This window comes from Paenibacillus sp. J22FR21, assembly GCF_056269135.1.
This window is the reverse complement of the sequence record NZ_JBWDNJ010000016.1, coordinates 1-14,261: the sequence shown is the minus strand read 5'-3', so window position 1 is coordinate 14,261 and position 14,261 is coordinate 1. Positions and strand designations below refer to the sequence as shown.

General features: G+C 50.5%; 14 protein-coding genes, 6 tRNA genes and 1 rRNA gene. All 21 read right to left on the bottom strand.

Translation table 11 applies throughout. The annotated features are described in order from the left end of the window. Positions 1–222 precede the first annotated feature (222 nt). Positions 223–906, bottom strand: a complete 684-nt coding sequence (gene hisIE / locus AC0YNS_RS30815) for a bifunctional phosphoribosyl-AMP cyclohydrolase/phosphoribosyl-ATP diphosphatase HisIE (RefSeq protein WP_475784694.1) — start codon at positions 904–906, stop codon at positions 223–225. Continuing rightward, the gene (gene hisF / locus AC0YNS_RS30810) at positions 903–1,661 is read right to left on the bottom strand and encodes an imidazole glycerol phosphate synthase subunit HisF (protein ID WP_090986093.1); all 759 of its coding nucleotides are present in this window, start codon (positions 1,659–1,661) and stop codon (positions 903–905) included. The genes hisIE and hisF overlap by 4 nt, the downstream gene beginning before the upstream one ends. A 48-nt stretch (positions 1,662–1,709) precedes the next feature. Beyond that, entirely contained in the window at positions 1,710–2,333 is a 624-nt protein-coding gene (gene hisH / locus AC0YNS_RS30805) for an imidazole glycerol phosphate synthase subunit HisH (protein WP_475784693.1), read from the bottom strand. A gap of 1 nt (position 2,334) precedes the next feature. Further along, a complete protein-coding gene (hisB, locus tag AC0YNS_RS30800; RefSeq protein ID WP_090986089.1) occupies positions 2,335–2,937 on the bottom strand; it encodes an imidazoleglycerol-phosphate dehydratase HisB in 603 nt (200 codons plus the stop codon). A gap of 69 nt (positions 2,938–3,006) precedes the next feature. Continuing rightward, entirely contained in the window at positions 3,007–4,296 is a 1,290-nt protein-coding gene (hisD, locus tag AC0YNS_RS30795) for a histidinol dehydrogenase (RefSeq protein ID WP_475784692.1), read from the bottom strand. 76 nt (positions 4,297–4,372) lie between these two features. After that, positions 4,373–5,053, bottom strand: a complete 681-nt coding sequence (gene hisG / locus AC0YNS_RS30790; RefSeq protein ID WP_475784691.1) for an ATP phosphoribosyltransferase — start codon at positions 5,051–5,053, stop codon at positions 4,373–4,375. After that, a complete protein-coding gene (locus tag AC0YNS_RS30785; RefSeq protein WP_475784690.1) occupies positions 5,050–6,318 on the bottom strand; it encodes an ATP phosphoribosyltransferase regulatory subunit in 1,269 nt (422 codons plus the stop codon). The genes hisG and AC0YNS_RS30785 overlap by 4 nt, the downstream gene beginning before the upstream one ends. A 202-nt stretch (positions 6,319–6,520) precedes the next feature. Then, positions 6,521–7,018 (bottom strand): acyltransferase, encoded by a 498-nt coding sequence (locus AC0YNS_RS30780; RefSeq protein WP_475784689.1) that lies wholly within the window; start codon positions 7,016–7,018, stop codon positions 6,521–6,523. Between the two features lie 8 nt (positions 7,019–7,026). Further along, on the bottom strand, positions 7,027–7,683 hold the full coding sequence (gene ppaX / locus AC0YNS_RS30775; protein ID WP_475784688.1) for a pyrophosphatase PpaX: 657 nt from the start codon (positions 7,681–7,683) through the stop codon (positions 7,027–7,029). 11 nt (positions 7,684–7,694) lie between these two features. Then, a complete protein-coding gene (lgt, locus tag AC0YNS_RS30770) occupies positions 7,695–8,711 on the bottom strand; it encodes a prolipoprotein diacylglyceryl transferase (protein WP_475784687.1) in 1,017 nt (338 codons plus the stop codon). 73 nt (positions 8,712–8,784) lie between these two features. Then, on the bottom strand, positions 8,785–9,723 hold the full coding sequence (gene hprK, locus AC0YNS_RS30765; RefSeq protein ID WP_475784686.1) for an HPr(Ser) kinase/phosphatase: 939 nt from the start codon (positions 9,721–9,723) through the stop codon (positions 8,785–8,787). Between the two features lie 140 nt (positions 9,724–9,863). Continuing rightward, positions 9,864–10,985: an ABC transporter ATP-binding protein gene (locus tag AC0YNS_RS30760; protein WP_475784685.1), complete on the bottom strand. Its 1,122-nt coding sequence runs from the start codon at positions 10,983–10,985 to the stop codon at positions 9,864–9,866. 91 nt (positions 10,986–11,076) lie between these two features. Next, a complete protein-coding gene (locus AC0YNS_RS30755; RefSeq protein WP_475784684.1) occupies positions 11,077–12,222 on the bottom strand; it encodes a PucR family transcriptional regulator in 1,146 nt (381 codons plus the stop codon). Between the two features lie 168 nt (positions 12,223–12,390). Then, positions 12,391–13,332 carry an MraY family glycosyltransferase gene (locus AC0YNS_RS30750; RefSeq protein WP_475784683.1) on the bottom strand — a complete coding sequence of 314 codons (942 nt, stop codon included), beginning with the start codon at positions 13,330–13,332 and terminating at the stop codon, positions 12,391–12,393. A gap of 141 nt (positions 13,333–13,473) precedes the next feature. Then, positions 13,474–13,549, bottom strand: a tRNA-Lys gene (locus tag AC0YNS_RS30745). 14 nt (positions 13,550–13,563) lie between these two features. Beyond that, positions 13,564–13,647 (bottom strand) — tRNA-Tyr (locus tag AC0YNS_RS30740). Between the two features lie 9 nt (positions 13,648–13,656). Beyond that, a tRNA-Phe gene (locus tag AC0YNS_RS30735) sits at positions 13,657–13,732 on the bottom strand. 17 nt (positions 13,733–13,749) lie between these two features. Beyond that, positions 13,750–13,826 (bottom strand) — tRNA-Asp (locus tag AC0YNS_RS30730). 14 nt (positions 13,827–13,840) lie between these two features. Further along, positions 13,841–13,916, bottom strand: a tRNA-Val gene (locus AC0YNS_RS30725). A gap of 9 nt (positions 13,917–13,925) precedes the next feature. Then, positions 13,926–14,002: transfer RNA gene (locus tag AC0YNS_RS30720), tRNA-Met, on the bottom strand. A gap of 152 nt (positions 14,003–14,154) precedes the next feature. Continuing rightward, positions 14,155–14,261: ribosomal RNA gene (locus tag AC0YNS_RS30715) — 23S ribosomal RNA — on the bottom strand; the annotation flags it as partial.

Genomic DNA, 14,261 nt, shown 5'->3' with positions numbered 1-14,261 from the left:
ACACCGCTTGATTCGACACCCTTCATTATACATGGAAATCGTAATATTTCAAAAAACGATCAAATGCGCAAAAAGACCCATTATCCGCAACAATTGCACGTTCTCGGCATCTTTCAACAGCTAGCTCGGTTTGTCCCGATTTATGAACGTTTTATGGCAAAACGCCGTAGAACCGAGCACTGACAATCAGGCTCGGTTCCTTATACAGCCGCTTGACTTCAATTACTTCGGCTGTTTGGATTTGTTGTGACGACGACCAAGCTCAGTCATGACCTCGTCCAAGGACAAGCCGCGCTCGCGAAGCAGCACCATCAAGTGGAAGATCAGATCGCTCGTTTCACAGCGCAGCTCATCATTGTCTTTGTTCTTAGCTGCAATAATGACTTCTGCCGACTCTTCGCCGACCTTCTTCAAGATCTTGTCGACGCCTTTCTCGAACAGATACGTTGTATACGCACCTTCCGGACGCTCTGTATAACGCTGTGCGATTATGGCTTCGAGCTGATTCAGCATCGCGAATCGGTCGCTTGTCAGCGTTGTCGCATTCTCATCTACACCTTGAATGCCCGTCACTTCATTCGTGAAGCAGCTGTACGAGCCTGTGTGACAAGCCGGTCCGGTCTGCTCGACGCGAAGCAGCAGTGTGTCGCCATCGCAATCATAATGCATCGAGACGATTCGCTGCGTATGGCCGCTTGTCGCTCCCTTGTGCCACAATTCGCCCCGCGAACGACTCCAGAACCATGTCTCGCCTGTCGCGATCGAACGACCAAGCGACTCCTCATTCATATAAGCCATCATAAGAACTTCTTTGCTATTGGCATCCTGCACGATTGCCGGTACGAGTCCGGCCTCATTCCATTTGATCGCTGCAGCAACCGTCTCTATTCCTTGTCCAGTACTCACCTGATCTCGACTCCTTTCAGCCGCAAGTCATCCTTCACATCGCGGATCGTCAATTCTTTATAATGAAAAATCGTTGCTGCAAGACCCGCATCTGCATGACCCTGCTGAAATACATCGTAGAAATGCTCCACCTTGCCGGCACCGCCGGACGCGATAACCGGAATGCCGATTGACTGCGATACCGCTTGAGTCAGCTTAATATCAAACCCGTCCTTCGTACCGTCCGCATCCATGCTTGTGAGCAAAATCTCGCCCGCTCCAAGCGACTCCACTTCTTTCACCCAAGCAAGCGCCTTAATCCCGGTCGCTGTACGTCCGCCGTGCGTGTACACTTCCCATTCGCCCCAAGCCGGGTTGAACTTGGCATCGATCGCAACCACGATACATTGGGAGCCGAACTTTCGAGCTCCGTCCTTCACTAGCGAAGGGTTCTTTACCGCTGCCGTATTGATGCCAATCTTGTCGGCTCCGGCGCGAAGCAGCCGCTTCATATCATCGACGTGAGAGATGCCACCGCCTACCGTAAAAGGTATCGTAATTTCGCCGGCCGTTCGTTTGACGACCTCGATCATCGTCGCTCTGCCTTCAACCGAAGCGGAGATATCAAGGAAAACAAGCTCGTCCGCGCCTTCCTTGTCGTAAATGGCTGCAAGCTCTACAGGATCGCCTGCATCGCGCAAGTTGACAAAGTTGACTCCTTTCACAACCCGGCCGTCCTTCACGTCCAGACATGGAATAATACGTTTGGCCAGCATCCGAATGCCGCCTCCCTTCTAGCTTGATATATAGAACACCACTCGCTGCTATCGAGCGGTTTCAAGTGATTCTGTCGTAAGTGCCAGAAAATTCCGTAGCAGGCTCATGCCGAGCTCGCCGCTTTTCTCCGGATGGAACTGCATGCCGTACACATTGCCTCTGCCGACAATCGCGGTAACCGGACCGTTATAGTCCGTAATCGCAAGCAGATCATCGCCGCGCTGCGGCTTCGCATGGAAGGAATGGACGAAGTACACATGTCCTTCCTCAAGCCCTTTAAACAGCGGACTCTCCTGCTTAAACGTCAGCTTGTTCCAGCCCATATGCGGCACTTTGAAGTCTCCGCGGAAGCGGATGACGCTGCCGGGCAACAGCCCCAAGCCTTGATGCTGTCCATACTCCTCGCTCTCGCTGAACAGCAGCTGCATGCCAAGACAAATGCCAAGCAGCGGCTTGCCGGATGCGGCATAGTAGCGAGTCACTTCTTCGAGGCCGGTATTCTGCAAATTCTGCATCGCATCACCGAAGGCGCCAACACCCGGCAGAATCGCGCCGTCCGCCTCCATGATCTCCTGGGCATCCGCGGTTATGACCGCTTCATACCCCAGTCGCTCTACAGCCTTGCTGACGCTGTGTAGATTACCCATGCCGTAATCGATGATCGCGATCATCCTACAGCACTCCTTTCGTCGAAGGCACTCCTTGCACGCGCGGGTCAATGGTAGTCGCTTCATCCAGCGCACGGCCAAGCGCCTTGAACACCGCCTCGATCATATGGTGCGTATTCACGCCGTAATGTACGATAACATGCAGGTTCATGCGCGCTTCAAGCGCCAGCTTCCACAGAAACTCGTGAACCAGCTCCACTTGGAAGCTGCCCACTTGCTGGGATGGATACTGCGCGCGATATTCGAAAGCCGGACGGTTGCTCAGATCAATGACCACCTGAGCCAGCGCATCGTCCATGGGTACGAACACGGAAGCGTAACGTTTAATGCCGCGTTTATCTCCCACTGCTTCGCGAAGCGTTTGACCCAGGCAAATACCGATGTCTTCAACCGTGTGGTGATCGTCAATATCTACATCGCCGCGTGCTTCCACAGTAAGGTCGAATAAACCGTGCTTCGTGAATAGATCCAACATGTGGTTCAGGAAAGGAACATCGGTATCGATCTTGGAGATCCCTGTTCCGTCCACTCCGAATGCCAGCTTAATGTCCGTTTCATTCGTCTTACGCGCAACTTCGGCCGCGCGGATTGCGAGATTCTCTGCCATGTAACATCCATCCTTCTTTCCACTGTACCCTATATTTTTGACGATTGCTGCCCTAACGAATGACTGCTACTAAGCGTTACGCTCCCGCTCCAGCCGAATTTCGATCGCCCTAGCGTGCGCTTCAAGCCCTTCATGGCGAGCAAGCGTCATAATGTTATCGCCGTTCGCAAGCAGCGCATCCTTGCTATAGTAAATCAAGCTCGACTTCTTCACGAAGTCATCCACATTCACAGGAGACGAGAAGCGAGCCGTGCCGTTCGTTGGCAAAATATGATTCGGACCGGCATAATAATCGCCGACCGGTTCCGAGCTGTACGGTCCGACGAAGATCGCACCGGCGTTCTCGATTCGGCCGAGCAGCGCCATCGGCTCTGCCGTCATAATTTCCAAATGCTCCGGCGCCATGCGGTTCACTGCGTCAATCGCCTCGGTCATCGTTTCGGCGATCAGAATCGCGCCATAACCCTCAATGGATTGTCTCGCCGTGCCTTCGCGCGGAAGCAGCGCCAGCTGACGCTCGACCTCGATCGCGACAGCATCGCCAAGCGCTTCAGATGTCGTTACAAGAATCGCGGACGCCATCTCATCGTGCTCCGCTTGCGACAGCAAATCCGCGGCCACGTAAGCCGGGTCAGCCGTCTCGTCGGCCAATACAACGATCTCGCTCGGACCTGCGATACTGTCAATCGCGACAACCCCATAAACCGAGCGTTTCGCGAGGGCTACGTAGATGTTGCCCGGTCCGCAGATTTTATCCACCGGCGGAATCGTCGCCGTACCATAAGCCAGAGCCGCTACCGCCTGCGCACCGCCGACGCGGTACATTTCCTTCACGCCTGCTTCAGCAGCCGCTACAAGAATATAGGGATCGATTCCGGCTTTGCCGCCTGTAGAAGGCGGTGTCACCATTACGATTTCCGGAACACCCGCAACCTGTGCCGGAATGACATTCATCAGCACCGAAGACGGATAAGCGGCTTTCCCACCTGGGACATAGACCCCTACACGTTTGAGCGGTCTAAGCAGTTGTCCAAGCATCGTACCGTCCGGCTGTACATCCACCCAGGATTGACGCATCTGCTTCTCGTGAAATTTCCGAATGTTCGCTGCAGCTTCACGAATCGCCGTAAGAAAACCTTCATCGACATGATCATAAGCGGCTTGTATCTCACGCTCTGTGACACGCAGCTGCGACTCATCCAGCTTTACGCGGTCATGCTGCTCGGTATAGCGCAGCAAGGCCGCGTCTCCTTCAGTACGTACCGCTTCAACGATTTGACGTACTGATTCATTTTGTTCCGGTGAGCCATAGTCCACCTTACGTGTTAATCCAAACTGCTCCGCACGCAGCTTCCGCATAACGCCACCCGCTCCTTTCACTTCTCCCACCGCATAAACTTGTTTACGCTTAGCGGTGACAGCTTTCTCTCGCTATCTATACGCCTGCTTTAGCTGCAATCGCAGTCTGCAGCTTGTCGCATAAGCTCTGAATCGCATCATTCTTCATCCGGTAGCTGACACGGTTGGCAATCAACCGGCTCGTAATCCCGAAGATCGTCTCCATCTCTACAAGTCCGTTCTCGCGAAGCGTTTGCCCGGTCTCCACCATATCGACAATGCGATCAGCGAGCCCAATAAGCGGCGCCAGCTCAATAGAGCCATTCAGCTTAATGACTTCCACCTGCTGCCCCAACTCGCGAAAATATTGCGAAGCCACATTCGGATACTTCGTCGCCACGCGAGGATGAATGACCGGCTTCCAATCCGGCAGTCCGATGACGGACATGCGGCATTTGGCGATACCCAGATCAAGCAGCTCATAAACGTCTTTATTTTCTTCCATGAGTACATCTTTGCCTACGATGCCGATATCCGCCACGCCGTACTCGACATAGGTCGGTACATCGACGGGTTTCGCCATGATGAAAGACATGCCTAGCTCCGGCAGTTCGATAATAAGCTTCCGTGTGTCGTCAAAATCACTGGGGATCGGCACGCCGGCTTCCCGAAACAGATTCGATGCCACCTTATAGATACGTCCCTTAGGCATCGCGACCTTGAGCAGCTCGCGTCCCGATATGTCGCCGGTATATAAACCGTTGCTCGTCATGCTCATCTTGAAGTCCCTCCCTGAACGCCGCCGAAGAACGTCAACAGCTTCGTAAACGTGACGCCTTTGTAGATCACTTGACCGTCGACTGAATCCGATGCAGCAAGCAAAGCCTGCTGGGCGTCAGCCCCGTCCATTTTCTCCGTCACCACGTTGATAGCCTCGTCGCAATTGGCGCCTTTAATCGTATCCGCCGCTTCACGAAGCTCACGCGCCTTATTGAGCGCCGCTGCACGACCGGCAGCATCGTAACCAATCAGCACGCGTTCCGTTCTCGTTTCGCTGGCATGGTCCCCAATAAGCTCCAGAATCCTCGTTGTCTTAAGCGCAAACCCTGTTGCAGGTGCCGGACGGCCAAACTGCTTCAATAAGTTATCATAGCGGCCGCCGCTTGCTACCGGGAATCCGAGATCCGCCGCATAGCCTTCGAACGTCATGCCGGTGTAGTATTTAAAATCGCCAATCATCGTCAAATCAATCAATACATGCTCGCACACCCCATACGCCTCAAGCACATCCCACATCTCGCAGAGATGCTGAATCGAAGCCTGCGCCGTCTGATCAAGGCTAAGCGCCAGCGCTTGACTGCAGATCTCTTGCCCGCCGCGTAGACGAGTAATCCCTTCCAGCTCGCTGCGCATCGCCTCAGGCAGTGTCAGCTTCCGCAAGCCTTCGCGGTACCCGACATAATCTCGTCCAAGCAAGTAGGCTTTCAGCTCTTCTTGAGCAACTGCCTGCCCCGGTAATGCTTCCTCGAACAGACCGTTCAAGAAGCCAACATGCCCGATTGCAATCTTGAAGCGGTTCACACCTGCTGCTTTAAGCGAGGCGATCGCAAGCGCAACCACTTCGGCATCCGCCTCAGGGGAAGCGTCTCCGACAAGCTCAACGCCGGTTTGGAAGAATTCCGCCTCACGGCCTGCTTCCTCTTCAATCGCCCGGAACACATTAGAATGATAAGAAAGACGAACAGGGAATTGCGCATCCTTCAATACGGAACTAACGACACGCGCAATCGGTGCCGTCATGTCGGAGCGAAGCACAAGCGTCGTCCCGCGATTGTTAAGCAGCTTGAATAGTTTCTGGTCGGAAGTCGAGCTGGCAACACCGACTGTATCGTAATACTCCATAGTAGGGGTCATGATTTGCTCATACCCCCATGAGCTCATGCATGCAAGCACTTGATTCTCAATTTGTCTCAGCTTCGTTACAGCATGAGGCAAATAATCTTTCACGCCAATCGGCTTCTCAAATACCTTCGGTTTAGACATTATATGCTCACCTACAATGCTTTAGTTAGTTAACGTGTTACCATATTACCATACTGCCAAAATAAAGGATTAGACGTAATAATAACACGCGTCCCTCTATTCGTCAATACATAAACAGCCAATTGTATCCAACTGTCAAAGCCTGTAGATATAGAAAAAACGGAGAGCATCGCTCTCCGTTTCTGACCCGCAAAGAGTGCCATTATGTACCTTGTTCCGTCCCGCTGCGTATAATCGCAATCGGGTTCCCTCCGACGAAAGCTCCGGGCGGCACATCCTTATGAACAACCGATCCGGCCGCGACGACAGCACCATCCCCAATAACAACGCCGGGAAGGATCGTCGTGTTCGCGCCAATCATGACATTGGAGCCGATTCGAACCTCGCCAAGCCGGTATTCCTTAATCAAATACTCATGCGTCAATATTGTCGTATTATAGCCGATGATTGAGTTCTCCCCGATACTAATCTTCTCCGGGAAGAAGACGTCAACCATTACCATGAGTGCAAACGCGCAATGCCGCCCTACCTTCATGCCAAGCACATGCCGATAAATCCAGTTCTTTACTGGCAGAGAAGGACAATAGCGCGCTATCTGGATGAAGATAAAATTCCGTACGGCCTTCCATCTGCTGACCGTTCGGTATACTTGCCATAGGGCATTTGGCCCTTCGACCGGATAACGCTCAACGTTTCTCAAGTAGGGCTCTACTCCAATCCCGCGAATGCATACAGCTCGCGCATGTCATGGATTACATGACGAGCACCGCTTTCCTTCAGCTTCGCTTCACCTTTCAGTGACCACGCCACTCCGACCGAGATAACCCCAGCCTCTTCAGCAGCTTCGATGTCGACCACACTATCGCCAACCATCAATGTCGTCGCCGGATCTGCGCCTAATGCTTCTAATGCTTTCAGAACCGGCTCCGGGTGCGGCTTCGGATGCTCGACATCTTCAATTGTCACGATCGCGCCTGGCTCCACGTAATCGTACAGGCCTACATAACGCAAACCGCGTTCCGTCGTCAGACGCATTTTGGTCGTTACGATTCCGATCTTTATCCCGGCTTCATGCAGACGCGCGAACACTTCCACAACCTGTGGGAAAGCCGATACATAATCGTCATGCATTTTAAGATTGATTTCACGATAAGCCGCAACTAGGTCCGTAACATCTTCGCGACCTGAGAATAGCTGCATTTGCATAGTAAGCGGCTGTCCCATGCTTGGAATAATATGTTCCCGATCAAACTCAGGAGGGACGATTCCTTGTAAAGAGTGCAAGAACGATTGAATGATCAACTCATTCGTGTCCATAATCGTACCGTCTAAGTCAAACAACATTGTTTTCACTACTGCTGCCATGCGATTATTTATTACTCCTTTAATGTCGATTCTCCGTGACCTTGACCGTCCGATTTCTTATCCGGCTCAGTGCGATCAACCTTCTTCTCAGGCGCTGCACCTGCTTCTAAACCGGTTTTGTAATTGATAACCGGATCGCTATAACGTGCATTCGCTTCACCAGTAGTACGACGTCCGATGATCATAGCGACCGCCGCGATAATCAGCAATACCGATACCAGCTGCGAAATCCGAATGTTCCCCTCTGCAGGGTTCAAGTAACCTTGATCGAAAACAATGCCCATCGGCGACCATAGTGCATTCATAACGGAAGCCGCCCACGAAGCGCCATGGAAAGCCAAGCTGTCTGTACGTAATGCTTCTATGAAGAAACGTCCGATGGAGTAACCGATGAAGTACGTCATCAACAGCTCACCTGCACGCAGGAATGGACGACGACGAATAACAAGCAGCACGACCAGCACAAGCAGGTTCCACAGTGATTCGTATAAGAAGGTTGGATGATGGAATATACCGTCAACATTCATATTGGTTACGATCCAATTCGGTAGATGAAGCGTGTCACGCAGGAAGCTCTCTTCAACAGGTCCGCCATAAGCTTCCTGATTGACGAAGTTCCCCCAACGACCGATCATCTGGCCGGCGATAAGCGATGGCGCACAGATATCCGCAATTCTCCAGAAGCTGTAGCCCTTATATCGGAAATATATAATACCGCATATGAACGCACCTATAAGCGCTCCGAATATCGCAATACCGCCATTCCAAATCTTAAAGAAATCGAGCAAATTGCCCTTATACTCGTCCCACTTGAACGCTACAAAATAGATTCGCGCGCCTAGGATAGCAGACGGAACACCAAGCAGCAGTAAATCCATGAAGAAATCCGGAGATAAACCGAATCGTTTTCCTTCGCGGACTGCTAGCAGCAATCCTACAAGCGCTGCCGTACCCAAGATAATACCGTACCAATGCACAGTAATAGGGCCCAGCGAAAAAGCAATCGGATCTAAACGTAATCCATACATGCGTCAACGGCTCCTTCTCTCTCCATAATCGATAGTCTGGCTACCTATTCATTCATTGTATCTACGACGACAATCAATCAAAATCATCCGCATCTTCAGCGATCGTTTCTGTCAACTTATTCGTAAACTGCAGAGCTGCATTATAGCCCATTCGTTTCAGCCTGAAGTTCATCGCAGCCACTTCGATAATAACTGCTAAATTTCGGCCCGGACGAACGGGGACAGTAACGATCGGCACGTCGGTATCGATAATTCTCGTTGTTTCTTCATCCAGACCAAGCCGGTCATACTGCTTGTCCGCTTGCCAATTCTCAAGCTTGATTACCACACTGATCTTCTTCATGTTGCGAACTGCACCGGCGCCGAACAGCGTCATGACATTGATAATACCAAGACCGCGAATTTCAAGTAAATGGCGAATAAGTTCAGGTGCCGTACCATGCAATTGTCCATCTGAGGTCTGGCGAATTTCAACAGCATCATCCGCGACAAGGCGATGGCTTCGCTTTACCAGCTCAAGCGCAGTCTCACTCTTACCAATTCCGCTGCCGCCCGTTATGAGCATACCCACTCCATAGACATCGACAAGAACACCATGAATAGTAGCAGAAGGTGCCAGTTTCCGTTCAAGGAAGTTGGTAATTCGGCTTAAAAAGATTGTCGTAGCCGCATTGCTGCGAAGTACCGGAATTTGCTTCAGATTGGATTGCTCAAGCAGTTCAGCCGGCGCATCCATGCCACGGGTAATGATGAAACAAGGCGTTTCATCATCGCATAAACGTTCCATGCGATCTACACGTTCTTGTGTGCTAAGCGTATCCATGAAAGAAATTTCGGTTTTCCCCAGAATTTGTACGCGCTCCTTCGGATAGTAGTCGAAATAACCTGCTACCTCAAGTCCGGGGCGCGATAAATCGTCTAACGTAATGCTGCGGCGGAGTCCGTCTTCTCCACTTAGTATTTCAAGCTGAAATTGACTTACCAGATCGGACACTTTCACTTTCTTAGCCACTATTTCGGCCTCCTCAAAATCGCAGCCAGCTACGAGTTGTTAGATTAATTAACCAGATATCGTTATCGTATCGGAAATAACAAATAAAAACAACCGCCCGATAATTCGGGCGGTTGTCAGGGAAGGCTCAGCGCCTTATCTTATACTTCAAATACGTTCAGTTCGCTCTCTTTGTCGAAGACATGAACTTTGTTCATATCAAGAGCAAGCTTAACGTTTGTACCTTCTTTAACGCCGGAGCGGCCGTCAACACGAGCGATTACTGTGTCTTTGCCAAGACCGTTCAGGTACAAGAACATTTCGTGACCAAGGTTCTCAGCAACTTCAACGTGAGCGTTCACGATTGTTTGCGGGGAAGCTTCGTGGAATACAGGCTCTTCGTGCAGATCTTCCGGACGGATACCAAGAATGATCTCTTTGCCGATAAGGCCTTTTTCTTTCAATTGTTGTGCTTTGCCTTCTGGAACAAGAACATCGATGTTAGTCGATTTGAAGCGAACAGTACCGCCACCTTCGCTAAGCGTACCCGTGATGAAATTCATCGAAGGAGCGCCGATAAAGCCTGCTACGAAAATGTTAACTGGGTGGTTGTACAGCTCTTCCGGGGAAGCAGCTTGTTGAATGATACCGTCTTTCATAACGACGATACGGTCACCCATTGTCATTGCCTCGATTTGGTCATGCGTTACGTAGATAACAGTTGTTTCAAGACGTTTAGCCAGTTTGGAGATCTCCGCGCGCATTTGACCACGAAGTTTAGCATCCAAGTTAGAAAGCGGCTCATCCATCAAGAATACTTGTGGTTCACGAACGATTGCGCGGCCTAGGGCAACACGCTGACGTTGACCACCGGACAATGCTTTTGGTTTACGGTCAAGCAAATGCTCGATATCAAGAATTTTAGCAGCTTCACGAACGCGTTTGTCGATCTCTGCTTTTTTGAATTTACGAAGTTTAAGGCCAAACGCCATATTTTGGTATACGTTCATGTGTGGGTACAAAGCGTAGGATTGGAATACCATCGCGATGTCACGGTCTTTAGGGGCAACGTCATTAACAAGACGCTCGCCGATGAACAGTTTACCCTCGGAGATTTCTTCCAGACCTGCGATCATCCGAAGTGTTGTGGATTTACCGCAACCCGATGGACCGACAAGAACCAAAAATTCTTTGTCTTTAATGTCGAGGTTGAAATCTTTTACGGAAGCGAGATCAGTTCCCGCGTATTTTTTGTAAACGTGCTCTAAGCGTACACCAGCCATTGTATTTCCCCCTAAAAGAAATAGTGTAATTCAATAACCTTAGTTTATATCAGTGCTGTCCTAATGACTATGCACATACTTTACAAAAAAACTACGACCTTTTCGTCACTTTATACAATAGTAAAATAATTTTGACGAGTACAGCATCACGGAATTGCCGAACATCCAGTTCTGTCTCTTGTTTTAGCTTATCAAGTCTGTACAGAAGTGTATTCCGGTGAATATAGAGTTTCTTCGCCGTTTCACTCACATTGCAGTCCAGACTGAAGAACGTTTCCAGCGTTGTTAAGATCTCCGGGTCTAGAAAAGCATCTGTACGCTTCAGCGCTTGCTCTACAAACTTAAGACGATGTGTTTCAGGAATCGTGTTTAACAGCCGCTCTAAATGCAGCAGCCATGGCAAATGAATATTGGATCCGATATAAAACGTTCTTCCCAAATGCACCGTCTCACGCAGCAGCGCTGTCGTTCCAACCAGTGAATTTGCCGGTGAGATCGGCTGGGAAACGGCAAGATGGCATTCCCCCATCCATTCGCTGGTCAGCATATCGTTCAAGCCGTTGACGATGGACGCTAAGCTTTCCTCGACCGATTCCTCTTCTTCGTCATCGCGTTCCTCGGACTGCGCTTCATGAATAAGTGAAACTGGTCCTAATACAAGCCATTCCTGCTCCTTAAGAGGAATGATAATGACCTCTTCCGCAAGGAACGTACGCAGCAGCTTCTCCAATTCGCTATAGCTGGATCGACCGGATTCAGCCTGCTCACAGACGAGCATGAAAGGAATCATGGAGGAGAATAATCTTCCTCGTGCGATAAGTCGCTCCGGCAATGAGTGCTTCGGCTCCGTGGAATCAAGCTGCTCATCAATCCAGGCACCCAGCTCTCGCGCGTAACGTTCAGATTCCGTAACGCCTTCGTAGCTCTTGGAGCGTACAGCCAGCATTTCGGATAATGTCCAGCTAATGAGGCGCTGTTCCTTCTCGCTTAATTGACTCCGCTCAATTTCGAGCAGGTCGACAGTGTGCAAATTCACATTCATGACAAACCAAACGGTACCTTCGGTACCATGCACGTAATCCCCAATGCTAATCGTATTATTTTTAATTGATGATTGCTCTTCTGTGCTTGCACTTTCCTCGGCCAGCATTCTCCAATCTTGAATTGGCAATTGATGCTCTCGGACCGGGCAATCCAGAACAGCTTGCAATTGCGCCATCCATTTTGCTTCACTCATCGGCTTGCCCCTATCCTATCCACGCCTAAATGCGCTTTATTATATAAGGAAGTAACAATTCTAACCATACTTCGCTTATCTTCTAGGGAAGAACGTTATTCCACCACCATGTGCAGGCGGTAGCAGCTGTTTCTTCTTGGGACATTGTACCATAGATTGGGATCTATTTCAGCTTAAGGCAAGCAGCAGAACGATTGATAATAAGGAGAACAACGCCGCTACCAGGTAGATGAAGGAAACGGTTTGAATTTGGGTTAGCCCCCAGCGCATCAAGACATGGTGGGTATGCAGCTTGTCCGCCCGGTGCAGTCCCTTGCCCGATAGCAGTCTGCGAAGCATAACGACTGCAGTATCCAGAATCGGCACACCCAGCGCCAGAAGCGGCACTGCCACGGTAACAAGCGTAGCACTCTTGAAAGCACCATCCACCGCAGTTACAGCCAGGGCATAACCAAGGAAGGCAGCACCGGCATCTCCCATGAAGATTCTGGCCGGATAGAAATTATAGATAAGAAACGCCAGACATGCCCCGACGAGAATAACGGCAAGCATCGCAGTGGAAGGTTGGTGCTTCAGCAGCGCGGCAATAAATAGCGTTAATGAAGAGAAGGTCGAAACCCCTGAAGCGAGACCATCTACGCCATCAATGAAATTAATCATATTGATCAGTGCAAATACCCAAATAATCGAGCTTATGGTGCCGAGCCATGTCGGAAAATGGATCAATCCGCTCGGACTCGACAGCCCTTCGATTCGAATACCAAAGAATAGCGGCAGAATCGCCGCAGCCAAATAGATCAGCACCCGGGGCCATACCGGGAATTCCGCTCCGTTTGCCTTCGCCGCATCATCCGCTAAACCAATGACTACGAGCATCAGGCCGCCAATACTGATGACCATACTTAGCGGGGTTGCGCCTTGAAATATAAACAAGGTAATCACAATACCTGCATACAGCGCAGCTCCGCCCATCAGCGGAATGGGAGTGCGATGAATTTTACGCGAAGATGGTTTGTCTACAAAACCCATACGAATCGCATATTTCCTTAGTATCGGTACCAATACGACAACAATGGCAAAGCAAAGCATGGCAGCAAATACGTATTTCATCTCTATATGACCCCCTGAACAGCCCTTTGTGTTCAGTTTACCCGCAGTAGGGTGAAATACTCTGACCTCTCATGTAATATTTGGGCAGAAAACAACAAAAAACCTGTAGGTCAATGACCTACAGGTGAATGGTTTATGAAATGGTGAGTCATGTAGGATTCGAACCTACGACACCCTGATTAAAAGTCAGGTGCTCTACCAACTGAGCTAATGACTCTTACTGTAAAGGAATGGTGGAGGGCGATGGATTCGAACCACCGAACCGTGAGGAAGAGATTTACAGTCTCCCGCGTTTGGCCACTTCGCTAGCCCTCCACAAGATAATGGTGGCTCGGGACGGAATCGAACCGCCGACACGAGGATTTTCAGTCCTCTGCTCTACCGACTGAGCTACCGAGCCTTACTTTTAAAGTTAAATGGCGGAGCCGACGGGATTCGAACCCGCGGTCTCCTGCGTGACAGGCAGGCATGTTGGGCCACTACACCACGGCTCCGCATTTAAAAATTATGGTGGAGGCTGACGGGATCGAACCGCCGACCCTCTGCTTGTAAGGCAGATGCTCTCCCAGCTGAGCTAAGCCTCCATATAGGTGTGGTAGCGGCGAAGGGACTCGAACCCCCGACCCTCCGGGTATGAACCGAATGCTCTAGCCAGCTGAGCTACACCGCCACACAATTGCCTCATAGTACTGCTTGTCCATCACGACTGAGGCAGCCGTAATAACCAGGTTAACTTACGCCCTGAAAACTGGATACGAACCTTTGCGAAGGTTTTTCATTAGCTGATTATTGTCCGAAGTTGAACATCCGAGCAGATATTCGTAGGATAAGCCCTCGACCGATTAGTATTCGTCAGCTGCATGCATTGCTGCACTTCCACCTCGAACCTATCAACCTGGTCGTCTTCCAGGGGTCTTACATACTGGGAA